Source organism: Cerasibacillus terrae (assembly GCF_008039555.1).
GTDB lineage: Bacteria > Bacillota > Bacilli > Bacillales > Amphibacillaceae > Cerasibacillus > Cerasibacillus terrae.
In genome coordinates this window covers 378,596-396,071 of record NZ_VDUW01000002.1, presented here as the reverse complement: position 1 = coordinate 396,071, position 17,476 = coordinate 378,596, and the positions used below count along the sequence as shown (strand labels likewise).

At 35.5% G+C, this 17,476-nt stretch carries 18 protein-coding genes and 3 pseudogenes; 6 read left to right on the top strand and 15 right to left on the bottom strand.

The window, feature by feature from the left end:
* Nucleotides 1-69 precede the first annotated feature (69 nt).
* The 8 genes from FHP05_RS05300 to FHP05_RS05260 all read right to left on the bottom strand — a co-directional run bounded on the left by FHP05_RS05300 (nucleotide 70) and on the right by FHP05_RS05260 (nucleotide 7,401).
* Nucleotides 70-1,389, bottom strand: a complete 1,320-nt coding sequence (locus FHP05_RS05300) for an ABC transporter substrate-binding protein (RefSeq protein WP_147666192.1) — start codon at nucleotides 1,387-1,389, stop codon at nucleotides 70-72.
* A gap of 243 nt (nucleotides 1,390-1,632) precedes the next feature.
* Complete coding sequence (locus FHP05_RS05295) at nucleotides 1,633-2,232, bottom strand: glycerol-3-phosphate responsive antiterminator (RefSeq protein WP_230973925.1); 600 nt, start codon at nucleotides 2,230-2,232, stop codon at nucleotides 1,633-1,635.
* 776 nt (nucleotides 2,233-3,008) lie between these two features.
* Nucleotides 3,009-3,470 carry an Imm30 family immunity protein gene (locus FHP05_RS05285; RefSeq protein WP_147666191.1) on the bottom strand — a complete coding sequence of 154 codons (462 nt, stop codon included), beginning with the start codon at nucleotides 3,468-3,470 and terminating at the stop codon, nucleotides 3,009-3,011.
* Nucleotides 3,471-3,638: 168 nt separating this feature from the next.
* On the bottom strand, nucleotides 3,639-4,670 hold the full coding sequence (locus tag FHP05_RS05280; protein ID WP_147666190.1) for a DnaD domain-containing protein: 1,032 nt from the start codon (nucleotides 4,668-4,670) through the stop codon (nucleotides 3,639-3,641).
* Nucleotides 4,671-5,034: 364 nt separating this feature from the next.
* Nucleotides 5,035-5,748: a hypothetical protein gene (locus FHP05_RS05275; protein ID WP_147666189.1), complete on the bottom strand. Its 714-nt coding sequence runs from the start codon at nucleotides 5,746-5,748 to the stop codon at nucleotides 5,035-5,037.
* A 4-nt stretch (nucleotides 5,749-5,752) separates the two neighbouring features.
* Nucleotides 5,753-6,232, bottom strand: a complete 480-nt coding sequence (locus FHP05_RS05270) for a protein-export chaperone SecB (protein WP_147666188.1) — start codon at nucleotides 6,230-6,232, stop codon at nucleotides 5,753-5,755.
* Between the two features lie 3 nt (nucleotides 6,233-6,235).
* Entirely contained in the window at nucleotides 6,236-6,856 is a 621-nt protein-coding gene (locus FHP05_RS05265; protein WP_147666187.1) for a hypothetical protein, read from the bottom strand.
* Between the two features lie 320 nt (nucleotides 6,857-7,176).
* On the bottom strand, nucleotides 7,177-7,401 hold the full coding sequence (locus FHP05_RS05260; RefSeq protein ID WP_147666186.1) for a sugar diacid recognition domain-containing protein: 225 nt from the start codon (nucleotides 7,399-7,401) through the stop codon (nucleotides 7,177-7,179).
* 676 nt (nucleotides 7,402-8,077) lie between these two features.
* Here FHP05_RS05260 and FHP05_RS05255 point away from each other — a divergent pair.
* The 5 genes and pseudogenes from FHP05_RS05255 to FHP05_RS05235 all read left to right on the top strand — a co-directional run.
* Complete coding sequence (locus FHP05_RS05255; RefSeq protein ID WP_191126245.1) at nucleotides 8,078-8,365, top strand: helix-turn-helix domain-containing protein; 288 nt, start codon at nucleotides 8,078-8,080, stop codon at nucleotides 8,363-8,365.
* Between the two features lie 53 nt (nucleotides 8,366-8,418).
* Entirely contained in the window at nucleotides 8,419-8,955 is a 537-nt protein-coding gene (locus FHP05_RS05250; RefSeq protein WP_147666184.1) for a competence protein ComK, read from the top strand.
* A 151-nt stretch (nucleotides 8,956-9,106) separates the two neighbouring features.
* Entirely contained in the window at nucleotides 9,107-9,655 is a 549-nt protein-coding gene (locus tag FHP05_RS05245) for a sigma-70 family RNA polymerase sigma factor (protein WP_191126244.1), read from the top strand.
* 588 nt (nucleotides 9,656-10,243) lie between these two features.
* Entirely contained in the window at nucleotides 10,244-11,248 is a 1,005-nt protein-coding gene (locus tag FHP05_RS05240) for a N(5)-(carboxyethyl)ornithine synthase (protein WP_210766924.1), read from the top strand.
* Between the two features lie 197 nt (nucleotides 11,249-11,445).
* Nucleotides 11,446-11,658 (top strand): annotated as a pseudogene (locus FHP05_RS05235) (IS3-like element ISBce13 family transposase); the annotation flags it as partial.
* A gap of 93 nt (nucleotides 11,659-11,751) precedes the next feature.
* On the opposite strand, the gene FHP05_RS05230 reads toward FHP05_RS05235, so the two are convergent.
* The 7 genes and pseudogenes from FHP05_RS05230 to FHP05_RS05200 all read right to left on the bottom strand — a co-directional run bounded on the left by FHP05_RS05230 (nucleotide 11,752) and on the right by FHP05_RS05200 (nucleotide 16,488).
* Nucleotides 11,752-11,892, bottom strand: a complete 141-nt coding sequence (locus FHP05_RS05230) for an Imm3 family immunity protein (protein ID WP_330998075.1) — start codon at nucleotides 11,890-11,892, stop codon at nucleotides 11,752-11,754.
* Nucleotides 11,882-11,944 (bottom strand): annotated as a pseudogene (locus FHP05_RS15690) (hypothetical protein); the annotation flags it as partial. The gene FHP05_RS05230 and the pseudogene FHP05_RS15690, both read right to left, overlap by 11 nt.
* Before the next feature lie 113 nt (nucleotides 11,945-12,057).
* The gene (locus FHP05_RS05220; RefSeq protein WP_147666181.1) at nucleotides 12,058-12,249 is read right to left on the bottom strand and encodes a hypothetical protein; all 192 of its coding nucleotides are present in this window, start codon (nucleotides 12,247-12,249) and stop codon (nucleotides 12,058-12,060) included.
* A gap of 81 nt (nucleotides 12,250-12,330) precedes the next feature.
* Complete coding sequence (locus FHP05_RS05215; RefSeq protein ID WP_147666180.1) at nucleotides 12,331-12,633, bottom strand: contact-dependent growth inhibition system immunity protein; 303 nt, start codon at nucleotides 12,631-12,633, stop codon at nucleotides 12,331-12,333.
* A gap of 23 nt (nucleotides 12,634-12,656) precedes the next feature.
* Entirely contained in the window at nucleotides 12,657-13,160 is a 504-nt protein-coding gene (locus tag FHP05_RS05210; protein WP_407923420.1) for an RNase A-like domain-containing protein, read from the bottom strand.
* Nucleotides 13,161-13,520: 360 nt separating this feature from the next.
* Nucleotides 13,521-15,254, bottom strand: coding sequence for a phospho-sugar mutase (locus FHP05_RS05205; protein ID WP_147666179.1), 1,734 nt, complete (start codon nucleotides 15,252-15,254; stop codon nucleotides 13,521-13,523).
* 67 nt (nucleotides 15,255-15,321) lie between these two features.
* A complete protein-coding gene (locus FHP05_RS05200) occupies nucleotides 15,322-16,488 on the bottom strand; it encodes a nucleotide sugar dehydrogenase (RefSeq protein WP_147666178.1) in 1,167 nt (388 codons plus the stop codon).
* A 179-nt stretch (nucleotides 16,489-16,667) separates the two neighbouring features.
* Here FHP05_RS05200 and tnpC point away from each other — a divergent pair.
* Nucleotides 16,668-17,378, top strand: a pseudogene (gene tnpC / locus FHP05_RS05195) (IS66 family transposase); the annotation flags it as partial.
* Nucleotides 17,379-17,476: the final 98 nt, after the last annotated feature.

Sequence of the window (17,476 nt, the reverse complement as noted above, 5' to 3'; positions counted from 1 at the left end):
TGCATTCGCTTACCTTTCCTCAATCCTCTCACCTCATCTATTTATTTCAATTCAATTGCTATTAATTCCCTATTGATAGGGCTTTAACAACACTTCAGCCTCTTCTTGGGCTTTATCCAATGTGGCATTTTCATCATCTCCATTAATGGCTGCTTGGATAGCATCTTGTAATAATTTAATAATTTTCCCTTGCTCATAAACAGAGATTTCCTTATATGCATGCTCTAACTGTTCCATTGCTGTCAACGCTTGTGGAAATGAATTTGTATACTCTTTTAATTCTGGTGTTTCATAGCTTGATTGGCGAGTTGCTATATATCCCGTATCAATACTCCATTCTGCCGCACGCTCCGGCTGTGCAATCCACTTTATAAACTCCATCGCAGCAAGTTGTCTTTCTTCAGATATATCTTTAAAAATGTAAAAGTTTCCACCACCAGTTGGAGTTGCTAATCGTTCATTACCAGGTAAAAATGCAACACCAAACTCAAAATTAGCGTTATTTTTGACATTCGTTAAATTACCAGTTGTGGATAACATCATCGCTGTTTTCCCCTCAATAAAATCGGTTGGAACAGTCGTCCAGTCCAGAACTCCTTCGGGCATGATTTGATGTTTGGTTGATAAGTCAATCCAATATTGAAGTGCATCTTTGGCTTCTTTCGTATCAAAATAAACTTCCTTCCCATCATCACTCATTAAATTTCCATCCCCATTTTGGAGGGCTAACGCTTGATAAATCCAATATCCACTAATGGTTGCTGGAAGCTCGATTCCCCATTGCCCATCTTTTGTCAGTTTTTCACCATAATCCACAACTTCATCCCATGTCGTTGGAGCTTGTTCTGGATCTAAACCTGCTTCCTTAAACATATCCTTATTGTAATAAAGTAACACTGTACTACGCTGAAACGGAACAGACCATGTCTTTCCTTCCGCTTCGGAATTCAACATAAATCCTGGAAAAAAATCATCCATCATTTCCTGTGCCTCAGAGTCATTAGCAATCATTTCATCTAAAGAAATAATGGAGTCTTTGATTTGAAATAAATCAACAGATAAAAGAACGGCCATGTCTGGAGCTTTCCCATTTTTGACAGCTGTTTGCACTTTCGTCATGGATTCATCATAGTTTCCACTATATACAGGCTCAACCGTTACCTTTTTTCCATTGACCTCCACACCTTCTTTATTAAAGGATTCCGCATAATCATCAATTACTTTCGTTACCTCTCCACCGACATTCACAGGATAATACCATGTTAAATCAATCGTATCTCCATCTGAATCGGTGTTACCTGAATTTGTCTCAGAAGAGCCTCCACCACACGCACTTAATAAACTAATGAATAATATAAGTAATCCAACAACAACTGGAGCCTTTTTCATGTATTTTCCCTCTCCTCCATTTTTTTATTTCATAGTATCCATTTCATACTTGCATTCGATAGAATGATTCCCTTTTTCAATATCCCTCCTCCAACATAAAAAAATAGACCACAAATATATTGTTATCGCAAGAACATAACAACAATTTGTGGCCTCTCTAATTGGCACCCTATTTATTTACTTTTCAATTATCATTATAAGAAATAGGTATTAATTTATAGTTAATAAAATGTAAAGAGTTGGTTAATGCTTACCTAAACCAGATTTCCATAGATTCGTATTAGACGTTGTAACGGCCATGGCACCATGTTCTAAGGCATTTATCGCATGCTTCGTTGTTGAAAGCAATCCACCCGTAATAATCGGTATCCTGGAAACTTCTGATAGCTTTTGCAATAAATCTGGTACCCTACATGGCATAATCTCAATGATATCTGGTTGAATATGTTTTACCGTTTCAACTAAATGATCATAAACCTCTGTATCTATTAAGAAAATTCGTTGAATCACAAATATCCCCTTTGACTTGGCTTTATTAATGAGGTTTGATTTTGTCGTCACAATGGCAAATGGCTTCACATATTCAATCAAAAAATCCATCCCATAATCATCAACATGTAAACCACCAATTTTTTCAACATGTAAAATAACTGGCAATCCCTCTTGTTGTAGCACTTTCACATAATCCTTTATCGTCAAAATATTCCCCGTCATTAAAATAACCGCTGCAAGGTTTTGCTTATATTTAATCGCCCTATCAATAGACTTCGGATGCTTAATCGCTCCAATTAATTTCGACTTTTTTAGATTGTTTTTAAAAAGGATTTTCATGCTTGGATTCATTATGTACTCCCCCTCAAATAAACTTCTTTTTCAAACAGCTATAAAACCACTTTTATATCTTTCACTTTCTATCATAAAAGTCTACATGTATTTGTTAATACCCAATATAACACCTAGCCGAACACGGCAGTCCAATTTTGGAATAGATTCATTAAATCCCATCAACGAATTTTTGCCTATATCAATTGAATATGTTTTTTTAAAAATAAATTGCCGAATATGAATATAAATAGAGGCATCTTTCAGTGTTATAAACAGCACCATCCACAACATTTCCCATGTTACATCTTCCCCATTCCATTCGCACGAAGTTCATACGAAGTGTTTAAGGATAATGTAAAATTTAAATTTATTTGGTAAATGAACTTTAATATATCATGTCAAGTTTTATTACCTGCTTCTTAGGAGTATTCATTTACTTCGTCTCATTTGCAATACTTCATATACTGGTTTTACAGATTTGGCCACAAGCAAATTCTGTCATTGTTTCATGTTTCACGATTAAATCCATTGGTTATCAATTAATTTACATAGTATATAACATTTATATTGTATATGAAATTTCACACTATTAAAACAGTAAAGATGTTCGACAAAATTCGGGCGGTTTCGGGCGGTGACAGGCACCCCTACTCAACCTCCTGCTCTATTTTCAATGGTTTTCTTAAATATTCCTTTACCTTCAATTTCATAAACTACTTTATATGAATCTGGTCTTGTAGTAGTAGATTAAAAAAACACCTTAAAAGGTCTTTAGCCAATTAAGGTGGTTTTAATTATATTGCTTTTAATACTTCATCTACAGAATTGCTAAACATAATTGGGTCTTCACTTTTTATGTCTCTTAATAAGTTTATTATTATCTCTTTTGTCTTGTCATCTAGCTTTGAAAGTACACTACCGTATATTTTTCTTACTTGTTCATGATTTAAAATTCTGTAATGTAAAACTTCCATCCATTCTCTTGCCCTATCAATAACACTTGGGACAGCTAAAGCGATTAAATATAATCCCTCCTCAATATTTTCCTTATAGAGATGCTCTATGCCATGTACTAATCCAAACATTATTTCATGTTGTTCTGTATCATCATCAAATCCCATACATAATTCTGTAATAACTGATCTATCTCCTAAATCAATGAGATTACCTAATGCTTCTTCAAATGCAGATATTTCTTTTTGAGATTGTAAAAGTCTATTTATGTAGACTTTCTTTAATTCCAATTGTACATTCATACACTCCACCCCACTAGTTTTTAAATAATTCATTATTTCAGAAACAGCTAAAGACAATCATTAAAAAAACTTCGAAGAGCATCTCCTCCTGCCTCTATTAATCCATCATCTAGCACTATGATGTTCGATAAAATTCGGGTGGTGACAGGCACCCATTGGACAAACATCCTACCTACAAACCCTCTCCTGCTCCTGTCTTCTCTCTTTTTCTTTTAATTCACGGAACCAGTCTGGGACGACATTTGGTGCTTGGTAGGTAGATTTATATGATGAACGGTATTCCCCATAATTCGACATATTTCGGGCGGTGACAGGCACCTGTCTACTAGAACGGAATGCTTGCTCTGATTGAAGGACGTCTTCCACGGTAAACAATTGTTCGCTATGCCATCTTTTTAAAATGCCGACTGTATATGGCCATTCTTTTCCGTTCTCAACGGTTCGCTGTAATGCTTGGACAACTAGTTCATCACCCATCACTTCTATCCATTTCATTATTTGTTGGTGCACATATTTGGATGGTGCTCTGAAATGTTCCGTGTAAAATTCAATCGAACGAAAAGATACCACGCGACTATTACTACTAGTAGTAGTCGTTTTGTTTATGTTTTGTTTCGTATTGTTTTGTTTATATAATGTGCCCACAACTTCCGCCGCAACTTCGTTCACAACTTCCGTCACATCTTCATTCACATCTTCATTCACATCTTTCGCCACATCTTCCACCATCACTGTTGTCACTGCTCTGTTCACATTCCCACCCACCTCTTGCACCACATCTTCGCTTTCCCTTCCGCCCGCATCTACCTTCACCTTTCCCGCACATCCTACTTCCTTACTTACCACTCTTTGATTAGACATATCTGCCTTGTTTCCCGAATGATCTTCAACCACAACATATCCGCCATCCCCAACTTCTTCCCTTACACAAGAAATCATTTCATATACCGGTGCTTTCGTTCCTCGCGACTCAAAGCTGATCAAGCGCTTCTCACGCAATTCCTGCCGTGCTCTTCTAAATCCGCTTTCCGATAATCCCGTTTTATAACAAAGAACCGCCGCAGCAACCGTAAATCGTTTAATCCATCCTGCTCGATTATTGATATGTAACAATGCATGCCAGAGGGCCACCGCTCCTGTTGATAACGCCTCTGTCTCCATTTTTATGTAAAATGCATTTATTTCCTTAATATAATTCATCTAAATCGGCTCCTTCGATTGATTTCTTTCCTTTATCATAAAAATTCCTCAAGAAAATATCGAAGCAACAATTTTTTTATATCCCTCTTCAAAATGCTTAAATCCACCAGGATACGGACATTTTCAAAGAAAAAATAGTTCTAAAATGCTTTTTTAAGCCCAAATGGGAAAATTTGATACTTTTTCTTTTCAAAAATAAATCAAAAGCAATTACAAATCATCTAAGAGATAAACAACAAAAAATAAACTACGAAGCACAAAAGCATCCTAAAATTCGACAAAATTCGGGCGGTGACAGGCACCGCCCAAAACAGGCACCGCCTAAACAAAACAAAAGAGAGGAACCCCCAAAACAGGCACCTCCCTAAGTATATTTCCCTTCTATAATTTCTTCAGCATTAACGAAGTTCATATAAGTGTATCCCCAATTTCCTTGAAGATTATTTAATTCTCTCTGATAATTCAGATTATAACAGGCAAAGTAAATCTTGGGGACACAATAATTTTCCTTGAGGTATTTGTAAACATTATCCAAATATATTACTTTATTTCTGTGGGAAGGTTTTGCTTTTTCAAAAGGATAATCTTTGGGGATTACATTTCCTATATCTGCCTTACATTCAACAAATTCAATAGGACAGCTCTTACTATATAAAAAGACAAAATCACATTTAACATCGGACTCGCCAACTATCATTCCTTTATCTTCTACAACAGGTTCAATGTATACTATATTTCTCTTTAATCCATAAGACACTGGTCCATATAGATATACGACATTTTCGAGAATTTCACCACGAATCTGATTAAATTTATTTAAGTCTAATTCATAAATTTCTTTAATTATACCGCTTAATTGTATGATTAGTTCAGAATCCAGATTTAATCTAGGTGATTCTAAAACCTTATCAATATACTGATAAATTTCTGTTTTAAGTTTCTCACTATTCTTTTTATAAGTTGAAAAAATACGTGCAATATACTTAAATACTTTAGGATTTGCTTTAACCTTATCTACTATTTCTACAACTAGCTGTCTTTGCGAAATATTTTTTGTGCTATTTATTACCAGAGACATGACACTAAAAAAATCCTATATGCTTATATGTTGGAATCACCAATGAAGGAAATCCCATTCTAGTTGTTACTGAACTAATTATTTCTCTTGCATAAGGCCAAGCATTAACCGGTACATTATTTTCCACAAACCTATCAATCTCATCTTTATAATCTATCAAAATATCATCAACATCATCTAAATCTAGTATATAATTTAATTCCAAAATAAATTTTATGTTAAATAATATTTCTTTATTCGGGATATCTTCTCTGTTTTTTGGGTCATCTACTTCATCACTAAAGGCAGTTATTTCAAATCCAAATTGAACATTCAAGTCAGTTTGTTCAAGATATGTTTCTTTTTTGTTACTTTTTAACCCTATTTGAATACTTGTTCTTTTTTTAGGGGGGAAATTTTTGTTTTTCCAACATTCTAATGAGTATAATTCAATATCATCTAATTCAATCGATTCGATCAATTTATTATATTTTTCATCAGACATAAATCATGCTCCTACACTATATTGTTTTTCGTTCGAATTATACGACATAACTACCTCCAACTGACCGTCCAAAGATTTACTTGATATAGAATTCTTTATTGGTTTCTTTCTAGGTAGATTATCTATCTCCAAATCAGACTTTAGATAGTAAGGAACCTCTTTTATATGTTCAAAAACAACTTCAATACGCTCCAACGTAAGTTCTTTACATAGTATCTTTCTTGTAATATCTTCCTGATAAGAAATAATATCGTTCAATAAATCAAAGGTTGGTTGATCAATTTCTTTCTCGTTAAGTTGATCGACCATTTGATTTATTAAATCTATACCGTTATGTCGATATTCACTATATTCATAAATTATATCTTCTAAAAGTTTGAGTTTATTCAATTCCTTTTTTATATTTAAATGATTATTGAAATAATTACTTAAAAAGTCAAATAAATTCTGGAATGCACCCATTATCATTTCTTCAAATATTTTAAGGCGATTTTGAAGTATTTCGTGATAATTATTAGATAGATTCTTCACTTTTTGATTATTGAAATAAAATTGCGAATAATTTAAAAAATAATGTTTTTGTAAATTAATATTCTTCATAATCACAACTCCTCTCAAATCCATCCATAGGTACCTCCTGACTATTTTACCATTAGAACATATATAAGTAAATGTATATGCTGAACCATTATTCCCTAATTCTATGCTAATCATACTCATATATGCCTATAGAATTATCCCTTCCATAAATAATATCGTAATTAAATAAGATAAAAGGGAAAAACAAAGGAAACTTCAGGAAACTGCAATGCAGGAAAGTGGTATGACACCCAGTAATTATAGAAGGTAAAGCTTTCAAAAGGAGGCTTTCCGATGATATATGAAATAAAGGAAGCAGATAAAGATAGATATTTGATTGGTGACCATTGTGAGAATTGGTAAATTCATTCCTGGCTTCGAACCCAGGAAATCCTCCATATTCTCATTAAAAAGAATGACTTCATCCTGAACGTCAATAACTTTTTTAGCACCACTGTGGTTTGATGTACTCTCTCTTTATCTGTACTAGACACAATTTTCCCTTCTAAATTCATTATATTAATATTAACCTCAGTATATTTTGATAATCGCTTTATGATTTCATTCCCTAACTCTTCAGTAATTTTCATTTATATTAACCTCCTTAGTTGATACCTCGCACGACACAAATTTCTGTTTAACAATAATGATACCTAGTTATTTCAATATTTAATAGTGTACTTACCAAAAAATTAATAGAATTTCATACAAACAGAGATTATCATTGAATTTATGTAAACTAGAGATCAAATAAACCGGGTGAAAATTAAATTTTATTAGGTTCAGTTGCTATTTTAAAAGCACAAAACCGAGGTGGAAATTACGGGATAGAGAATTGTGGAAGAAGTTAAAGGGGAGGGTAAAACATAAAAAGAATCCCCACCCTTGTTATGAAGCGAAGATGGAGATATACTTTAAATTTCATTTTGTACTAGATTTAAATCAAAATTCCTTTTCAAGCCCAAATGGGAAAATTTGATACTTTTTCTTTTCAAAAATAAATCAAAAGCCATTACAAGTCATCTAAGAGATAAACCACAAACATATCCTAAAATTCGACAAAATTCGGGTGGTGACAGGCACCATTCGGGCGTCATTCCACTTTCATATTCGACAAAATTCGGGCAGTGACAGGCACCATTCGGGACACCAGGCACCATTCGGGCGAGGCACCATAATTCACGTAATGTTCACAAATTATGACCTATAGGTCGTACTAATTTGGTCATAACCCTTCCATAATCGGTGGAAAGGGAGGAAATAAACTTGAAAACACTTGAAAAATTAGGATTAATTGCAATCGGGGAGACAGTTCGTCATTATCGTAGAGTTGTCAGAAATATATCCATGGAAAAGCTCGCTGAAGAGGCTGACATAAGTCCAGACCACTTAGGAAGAATTGAACGAGCGGAAAAATCCCCTCATTATACTACAATGTTCAAGATATGTAGTGCACTCGAATTAGATATGAATGATATAAATAAACGTATTCATGAATTAGTACACGAACATAAAGATGAAATAGAAGCAGAACGAGAAGCAGATAACCAATAAAAAGCACGCCCACCTCTCCCCCTCCTCCTTCCTTCCATAAAGGAGCGAACAAAATGATACGTACCAAATACACGGTAAACAAAGAAACCCTGGCTATTCTACCTGCTAGAGCAATAGATTATCGAGCGATCGTTTTAGAGAAACAACAAACCTATCACATTCGACAAACACCATTAGCAATCATAAAAAATGCGTGTATCGAGATAGGTTTTTCCACATTAAAAGGAAAACAAGAAGCTGTAAAACACCATACAGATTTGAAATACAAACTTCCCATTCCCATTTCGATTGCCCAGCAAATCTATGCATTTCCTACGCAATCCATTCTTAACTACGATTGCAGTTGGATTTTTTACCATCACATCATGCATGTTGGAAAATTACCTTCCAACAACAAACCGACCCAGACAACAATCACTTTTAAAAACAAACGGGAAATGAATATCAATGTTTCACCATATATCATCCAGCAACAAATGAACCGCACCTTCCTATGTACACAACAAATAGAGAGTGTATTCCGTTCACCTGAACTTTCCCCTGCAAATATGACCAAATCTAATGGAAAACCTCTAAAATCCTATTTTTAAAACATTCCTTCTGCAAAAACCTTAATGATCTATCTAAAAACAGTGAAATAGAACCATTTACTAGAAAATTGTCCAGATGCACGTTTCCCCCTTCCACCCTATGATGAAATTACCAGCTCGAGCAGGAATATCATTTCATAGGAGGAAATCCATGAAACAAAACTTTGACATATTCTTTAAAGCAAACGAACGCCGCATTCATTTTCAAATTCATCGACTTGGGATTAGTGAGGAATGGTACGGGGAATTTTATGCAGAGGGAATGTTTGCACTTTGGAAGGCATATAAAGCCTATCAACCAGACAAAGGCGCATTCGGGACATTTTTAAATTATAAAATACGCTATCAATTAATTGATCTATTACGAAAAAAATTACATGACCAAAATGGCACAGAAAAAGTCATGCAGGAAAATATCACACAACTAGATAACGGAAACCGCCACCGTGGAACAGGAGTACCAATTGTACACATACCAGAAATTACATTAAAAGATCCATCCTTCTGGCAAGAAATACGAAGACGCCTCACAGATAAACAATGGAAATGGGTCGAATACTTCATCATCGCTGACCTTACCGTAAAGGAAATTATGGAACTCGAAAACGTCACAAAAGAAACCGTCAAAAGTTGGGGAAAAGCAGTGAGAAAGAAGTTGAGAGATGAGAAGTTGAGGAAGATGTTGGAGGGGCGGGAGTAAATAGGAAAAGTAAAAACCTCCATCCTTTGAGATGAGGATGGAGGTTTGATTAATAAACAGAAGCCTCAAGTAAATTCAACGAAAATTAAAATTTTAAGTTGCTGCAGTCCATTATTTAGCGCCTTTCCCTCCATAATTTCTTCCGTGCTAACAAAAATCGAATGAAACAACCCTCTTCAGTATAGCGATTCTCTTCTTTTTAGCGAAGAGCAATAGTTACTTTTTTTGTTTATAATGTATAAGATTTCAATCGATAATCATTCCATTCGTATGTCGTAAAAATCAAAAAAATCAATAATATGTTATACTAGATATTAGAAAGAGAAAAAGTGCGTTTTATTCTCTTTGAAAATTTCCTTTCTTTCACAACCACAGAGTCTAAGATCTCCAGAGTGAGTACGTCTCTTCTCCAAAAGAATGAACTTTGCCAACATCCCTTGCTAAATGACTAGCAAGGTTTTATTTGTATGACGGGAGGTCAAATTAAATTCATGAACAGCAATTATTTTCATCCTATCTAGTGCAACGGAAAGCTAGAAAATCTAGATAATGATTTTGTATTTCGAAAATTAATTGGAGGGATTTATTTTGATTCGAACAGTTGGATTTCCACTAAATTGTAAAAAGAACGAACAGAGACAGGCATTGATATTTAATGACATTGCTAAAATGAAGAATAAAGACAAATTATATTTTGAAAAAGGATATGGCGAGTCTTTCGGTATATCAGATAAGGAATTACAAAACATTGGAGTAAATATTGTAAGCAGAGAAGAGGCGTTAGAACAAGATATTATATGTGACCCAAAGGCCGGGGACGGGGACTATATAAAAGAACTGAAAGATGGACAACTTATATTCGGTTGGATCCATGCAGTACAAAATAAAAAGTTAACAGATATCTTTCTATCGAAGCATTTGACCGGGATTGCATGGGAAGATATGTATGAAAAAGGTAGACATGTGTTTTGGAGAAATAATGAAATCGCTGGGGAAGCGGCAATCATGCAAGCATTTAGTTGTTATGGAAAGATGCCATATGACACAAAAGTTGCTGTCCTGGGAAGAGGGAACGTGGCACGAGGTGCATACAAAATATTAGTTGGACTTGGTGCAAATGTGACTGTTTATGATAGACGAACAGAACATTTATTTCGTAAAGAAGTAGGTAAGTATGATGTACTTGTCAATGGAATTACGTGGGATGTTAGCCGTTCAGATCATATTCTATATAAAGAAACTTTAAAAGAAATGAAAAAGGATTCAATGATCATTGATGTTAGTTGTGATGAAGGACTTGGAATCGAAACAAGTAAACCAACAACAATTGACAATCCAACTTATCGTGTTCATGGTGTCCTTCATTATGTCGTAGACCACACACCAAGTATCTTCTACAAAACGGCATCAAAATCGATTAGTGCTGAGGTCGCAAAATATTTACCCTTGATTATGGAAGGTAAAGAAACGAAAAACGAAGTATTACGGAAAGCAACAATTATCGATAATGGACGTATTTATGACCACAAAATTTTAGAAAACCAGGATCGTAAAGAGGTCTTGAAAGTTAAAGGAAAACGTATCAATCGTTAAGCTTTATTTACCCATGTTAAAAGCCCAGTCATTATAATATGCACCCCTTGCGTTAGAGCAGAATCTAACGTAAGGGGTGTTTTTGTATGGCGAAATAATGCTAACATATTTTCATCGACACACTTAGTCTAAATTATAACAATCAAACTAGGAGGATGTGTCCAATGACAAAACATAAATAGGGTAAACGATTTAATGGCGATTTTCGTGAGATGATTGTTGATTTATACAATTCAGCTCATTTAGTTAAAAAATTGAGCAGCGAATATGGCGTATCTGATGTCACCATTTATGCATGGATTAAAAAATTCAGTCCAATAGAAATGGAAGATGGACCGTCCATCACTCCAGATGACTATAATAAATTACAAAAACAAATGCTTAAAATCCAGAGAAAAATGAATTATTAAAAAAGCCTATGGCCATATTCATGAAAAAATAAACGATGCTAAAATCCTACTCTTATTTAATCTGCTCATATAATCAATCCTTTATAAATAGCACTATTCTGCTGAAGAATTATAATCAACCTCTACATTTTTTAATCCTTCTATTACTTTATTTATTCGTCTCGATAAGTCTTTGATTTCTTCTAAAGCGAATGTATTCATCAATTGCTTTTGAGAGATCCTCAAATGTCTCATACTTATGTAAATAATACTTCTCGCATGTAAGAGTTCCCCAAAACGATTCCATCGGACCGTTATCAATGCATTTTCCAACTCGAGACATACTATGTGTCATCTCTGCATTATCTATCCTTCTTTTAAGCCCATGTGAGGTGTACTGAAACCCACGATCACTATGAATTAGAGTATGTGTTTGCCATCCAATTGATTAACAGCCTGATCAACCGTTTTAAATACAAGTTTATTATTATTAGAATGGCCTAAAACATAGCTAACAATTGAACCATCATACAAATCCAGTATAGCGCTTAAAAAATAGGCTTTCTTTGAAGAACTATATTTGAATTCTAAAGAATACGCTCTTTTTGACACAAAAAACTCTCCCTAAGATAGAAACAGAATTTTACTTTTTAATCTGTCTACCTTAAAGGGAGAATGTCATATGATACGTCATTATTTATTTTTCACAACTTTCTTTATCTGTTCTATTACATTTTCTAACCACTCAATTGGTTCTATATGAAGTGCAGGAAAATACACACCATCTGCAGCAGATTGAATGAATTCACTTTTTTCAGTATCTGAATTCTCACTTCCAACAAAATTTGTTAAAAAGACAATAGCATATTCCAAATACTCTTTACTTTCCTCGGTTAATAACTCTTGTAAAGCATCATCAGGTGACTCAATATCCTGATGAAATGTTCCAGCCAAAAACTGAAAAACAGGATCCTCTTGTTTATTTGTAGTTAGCATATCATCTCACTCCTTTTCTAATATTAATCGGGATAACCTGTTAAGATGTAATTCCCTTTGCCATCCTTCTTTAAAACAATTCTAGCATTGGTTTTATTTTCAACTGTTGTAGAACCTCTTTTCACTCCACGTCCAATCACTTCTATTCCTTGATATTCTAAAACTAAAGTGGATTTACTTTGTGGATTACTTAACCAAGATTGAATAATTTTTTTGTTGTTTTTATCAGTTAAGACCTCACTAGCTACCTTCTCAGCTGTAGCCCTATCTTTAAAAGTAGAAGAGCCCGTGATTTTGGGATTACTTTTCATTCTTTCTAATAATTCCTCGTCAGTTTTCCCAACATGCCTATCTATTAAATGGCCACCTTTTAACTCGTGTGCAGTCAATCCACCACCTGGCGCTAAAGAACTTTTATCTCCTTGCTTAACATTGGCTTTCCCCTTACCAACCTTCCCCACTCCACCAACCACATCATCCATTGGCTTTAAAAACTTAGCCGGTTTAAAAGCTGGAAATGAAAACAACCCGGCAAAGCATCCGCTCACTTACGGTGGACTCTGGATGAAAAGCAGTCAGGTACCTTATGCTCAAGACTTCCTTTTAGTTCATTTATGCTACTTTGGACATAAAATTCGGATTTAAGAAAACATCATACAACTAGATAACGGAAATCTGCATCGGTTACACTTAGTTACCAAATATTGGCCAAATAAAGATGGAGTTGATCAGTTGCTGCCTTAGTCACCAACTATTCCATTGCATTGTCAAAGTACAAAGTAAAATTCTCAATCAAAGTATAAACGAACCCACGCCTGAATAATAGGTGTGGGTTCGTTGAAGCTTACATATATATATTGTTTGGTATAAAAAAATTATTATCTAATTTATTCTTTTTCCCCAACGCTCCCCATCACATCTTGCTTCAATTCCTCCAACATTTGCTCACTCTCTTCCATCGTTTTTCCCCTTACACCAAAATAAAACTTAATCTTCGGCTCAGTTCCAGATGGGCGGATGCAGAACCATGAGCCGTCTTCTAGTTTGTATTTCAATACATTGGAAACTGGTAGAGTAATTGCTTCATGTCTATCTTCTTCGACAAATATACGCTCACTAGTTTGATAATCTTCGCGAACGACTACTTTCTTTCCAGCAACATCCACTGGTGGTTCAGAACGGAAGCCTTCCATGATAGAAGCAATCTTCTCTACGCCAGCCTTTCCTTCTAATTTCAATGATTCTAGTCCTTCGCGGTAATAGCCATATTCCTCAAATATTTCCATTAAAGCGTCATATAGATTCATGTCTTTTGTTTTGTAATAGGCAGCAACTTCAGAGATTAGTAAGCATGCTTGGACGGCATCCTTATCGCGAGCGAAATCACCGATTAAATAGCCGTAGCTTTCTTCGTAGCCGAATAAGAAGGAATGCTCCCTAGTCGCTTCAAACTCCCTTATCTTCTCGCTAATATATTTAAATCCGGTTAAGGTATCAATTGTTTCCAAACCATGTGCTTCTGCTATATCTCGGCCTAATTCAGATGTTACAATCGTTTTTAACACTGTCGCATTGTCCGGCAGTCCATTTTTCTTTTGTTTCTCCGTAATAAGATAATGAAGTAACAAAGCCCCAATTTGGTTTCCAGTTAAAAGCTGGTACTCTCCATCACAATTTTTAACCGCTACACCAACTCGGTCTGTATCTGGGTCAGTTGCTAGTAATATATCAGCATCATAGTTCTTTCCGTATTCGATAGCTAGTTTAAATGCATTCGGTTCTTCTGGATTCGGGCAATCTACTGTTGGAAAATCTCCATCTGGATGCTCCTGCTCTTTGACGACTTGGACGTGCTTAAATCCTATTTGTTGCAAACCTTTTCTAACAGGACGGTCCCCTGTTCCATGAAGTGGTGTATAGACAATTTTAAATGTATCAGCAACTTGTTTAATTATTTCGCGATTAACAGTAATGGTTTCTAGTTGTTTTAAATATGCTTGATCCACTGTGTCACCAATAATCAATAGAATCCCTTTTTCTTTTAATACTTCTTCTCTAGTTACAGGTATTGTCAGTTCATCTTCCACTTCATTGACCTTACTAACTAACACACTCGCAGCTTCAGATGCAAATTGTGCCCCATCCTCCCCATATACTTTAAATCCATTGTATGGAGCAGGATTATGGCTTGCGGTAATCATAATGCCGCTTATCGCATGTAAATAACGAACAGCGAAAGAAAGCTCTGGTGTCGTCCGTAATGATTCAAAAACATACACTTGGATGCCATGATGCCCTAATACTTTAGCAGCTTCCATCGCAAATTCCGGTGATTGATGACGGGAATCATAAGCAATAACAACTCCACGACCTTTTGCCACATCACCCTGCTCCTCGGTAAAACGGGCTAAGCCTTCCGCTGCCTTTCTTACCGTATAGATGTTCATTCGATTCGTTCCTGCCCCGATAATACCACGCATGCCACCTGTTCCAAATTCTAAGTGCTTGTAAAAGGCATCTTCTAGTTGGGCCTCGTCTTTTTCATCCTGTAATGCCTGTTTCAAATCTTGATCAATGTCCGCAAATTCTAACCAACGCTTCACATTTTCTTTCCAGTTCATTTGTTTCCCCCATTCCTATGAAAATGGCCCGCTATTAGCAGGCCACCATCATGTTCATATCTATCGATTAATCACGAGCAAAAATATCACGCGTATATACTTTATCCTTCACATTTTGTAGTTCATCTGCTAAACGATTAGCAACAATAACATCCGATGATTGTTTGAACGCTTCTATATCATGAAACACTTTCAGCCCTTCAAAGGAATCCGCTGTTAGCGCTGGTTCGTAAATAATAACCTTAACGCCTGCTGCTGTTAGATGTTGGATTACATCTTGAATAGCTGATTGACGGAAGTTATCGGACCCTGTTTTCATTGTTAAGCGGAAAACACCAACTGTTTTCGGTTTCTTTGCCAAAATTGCATCTGCAATATGTTTCTTACGAGTACTATTCGCATCGACAATCGCTGTAATGATATTATTCGGAATGCCTTTAAAATTAACTAGTAATTGTTTCGTATCTTTTGGTAAGCAGTAGCCACCATAACCAAAGGAAGGATTATTATAGTGATCCCCGATTCGCGGATCCAGTCCAACTCCTTCAATGATTTGCTGGGTATTTAATCCGTTCATTTCTGCATATGTATCCAATTCATTAAAGAAAGAAACACGCATCGCTAAATAAGTGTTCGCAAATAACTTAATTGCTTCAGCTTCCGTGGAGTCCGTAAACAACATCGAAATATCTTCTTTGATTGCACCTTCTGCAAGCAAATGAGCAAACTTCTTCGCACGGTCTGATTTCTCCCCTACAATAATTCGGGATGGATGTAAATTATCGTATAATGCTCTTCCCTCTCGTAAAAACTCTGGGGAAAAGATGATATTGTCTGTTGCAAACTTCTTACGAATAGACTTCGTGTAACCAACAGGGATAGTAGATTTTATCACCATCGTTGCATCAGGATTAACGGATAACACCTGTTCAATGACCGTTTCTACTGAACTTGTATCAAAATAATCCCGTTCTGGATCATAGTTTGTTGGTGTAGAAATAATGATATATTCTGCATCCATAAATGCCTTTTTATAATCTGTTGTAGCTGATAGATTTAATGATTTATTTGCTAAAAAATCTTCAATCTCTGGATCAACAATTGGAGATTTTTTATTATTAATTAAATCAACTTTTTCTTGTACAATATCAAATGCTGTGACTTCGTTGTGTTGGGATAGTAATACAGCATTTGATAGGCCAACATAGCCTGTTCCGGCGACTGTGATTTTCATTTTATTCCTTCTTTCACCAATTATTCTACAATCATTTTAGCATAATTTCTTCGCTACTTGTTACTTCCCGAATGAAATAGGAATGGAATTTTTTTAAGGTAGGGATAAGCAAAATCGAATTCTCTCTTTCATCCACTCGGCCTCTTGTAACTGTACACTTTAGTTTATCAGTTACACAAACCCGTGCGAGTAAACATCCACGTCGATTTTTAGCTGATTACCAGGGGTATCTGCATGTGGATGGTTACGCAGGTTGTAACGGTATATCTAACGTAACGTTAGTAGGTTGTTGGGCGCATGCGCGCCGTAAATTTACAGAGGCTCTACAAGCGCTTCCTAAGTCTGCGGAAACCTCCACTGTAAAAGCGAAAGAAGGTTTAGCCTACTGTAATCAACTTTTTGAAATTGAGCGCGATCTCAAGGACAAGTTTCCTGAAGAACGCTATAAAGAACGTTTAGAACGCAGCCAGCCAATTCTAGATGCTTTTTCAGCGTGGCTTCGTGAACAAACACCACGAGTTCTTCCTAAGAGTGCACTTGGCCAAGCTATAAGATATTGTCGTAACCAATGGGATCGTTTAGTAGCTTTTCTAGAGGACGGACGTTTGGAGATTGACAATAATCGCGGAGAAAGGTCTATCAAGCCTTTCGTTATCGGCCGCAAAAATTGGCTGTTCAGTAACACAGCTAAAGGAGCAAAATCTAGCGCAATTATTTATAGCGTTGTGGAGACAGCAAAGGAAAATGGCTTAGACCCATTTAGATATCTTAGCTATCTGTTTGAAGAGCTCCCCAATATGGATACAACAGATCGAACAAAATTGGATCAACTTCTGCCTTGGTCAACAACTATTCCAGAAGAATGTCGCGTTCCAAATAAATCTAAATAAATCATAACAGAAGTCCACATCTTAAATACAGGTGTGGACTATTTTACGCTTACTACGATAAAAGCACAGCTTCTGGCAAGAATTACGAAAATGCTTCA

Coding starts and splice junctions, on each gene's coding strand:
- FHP05_RS05300 (WP_147666192.1), bottom strand. CDS start 1,389: ATGAAAAAGGCTCCAGTTGTTGTTGGATTACTTATATTATTCATTAGT.
- FHP05_RS05295 (WP_230973925.1), bottom strand. CDS start 2,232: ATGAATCCAAGCATGAAAATCCTTTTTAAAAACAATCTAAAAAAGTCG.
- FHP05_RS05285 (WP_147666191.1), bottom strand. CDS start 3,470: ATGAATGTACAATTGGAATTAAAGAAAGTCTACATAAATAGACTTTTA.
- FHP05_RS05280 (WP_147666190.1), bottom strand. CDS start 4,670: ATGAATTATATTAAGGAAATAAATGCATTTTACATAAAAATGGAGACA.
- FHP05_RS05275 (WP_147666189.1), bottom strand. CDS start 5,748: ATGTCTCTGGTAATAAATAGCACAAAAAATATTTCGCAAAGACAGCTA.
- FHP05_RS05270 (WP_147666188.1), bottom strand. CDS start 6,232: ATGTCTGATGAAAAATATAATAAATTGATCGAATCGATTGAATTAGAT.
- FHP05_RS05265 (WP_147666187.1), bottom strand. CDS start 6,856: ATGGATTTGAGAGGAGTTGTGATTATGAAGAATATTAATTTACAAAAA.
- FHP05_RS05260 (WP_147666186.1), bottom strand. CDS start 7,401: ATGAAAATTACTGAAGAGTTAGGGAATGAAATCATAAAGCGATTATCA.
- FHP05_RS05250 (WP_147666184.1), top strand. CDS start 8,419: ATGATACGTACCAAATACACGGTAAACAAAGAAACCCTGGCTATTCTA.
- FHP05_RS05245 (WP_191126244.1), top strand. CDS start 9,107: ATGAAACAAAACTTTGACATATTCTTTAAAGCAAACGAACGCCGCATT.
- FHP05_RS05230 (WP_330998075.1), bottom strand. CDS start 11,892: ATGAGACATTTGAGGATCTCTCAAAAGCAATTGATGAATACATTCGCT.
- FHP05_RS05215 (WP_147666180.1), bottom strand. CDS start 12,633: ATGCTAACTACAAATAAACAAGAGGATCCTGTTTTTCAGTTTTTGGCT.
- FHP05_RS05205 (WP_147666179.1), bottom strand. CDS start 15,254: ATGAACTGGAAAGAAAATGTGAAGCGTTGGTTAGAATTTGCGGACATT.
- FHP05_RS05200 (WP_147666178.1), bottom strand. CDS start 16,488: ATGAAAATCACAGTCGCCGGAACAGGCTATGTTGGCCTATCAAATGCT.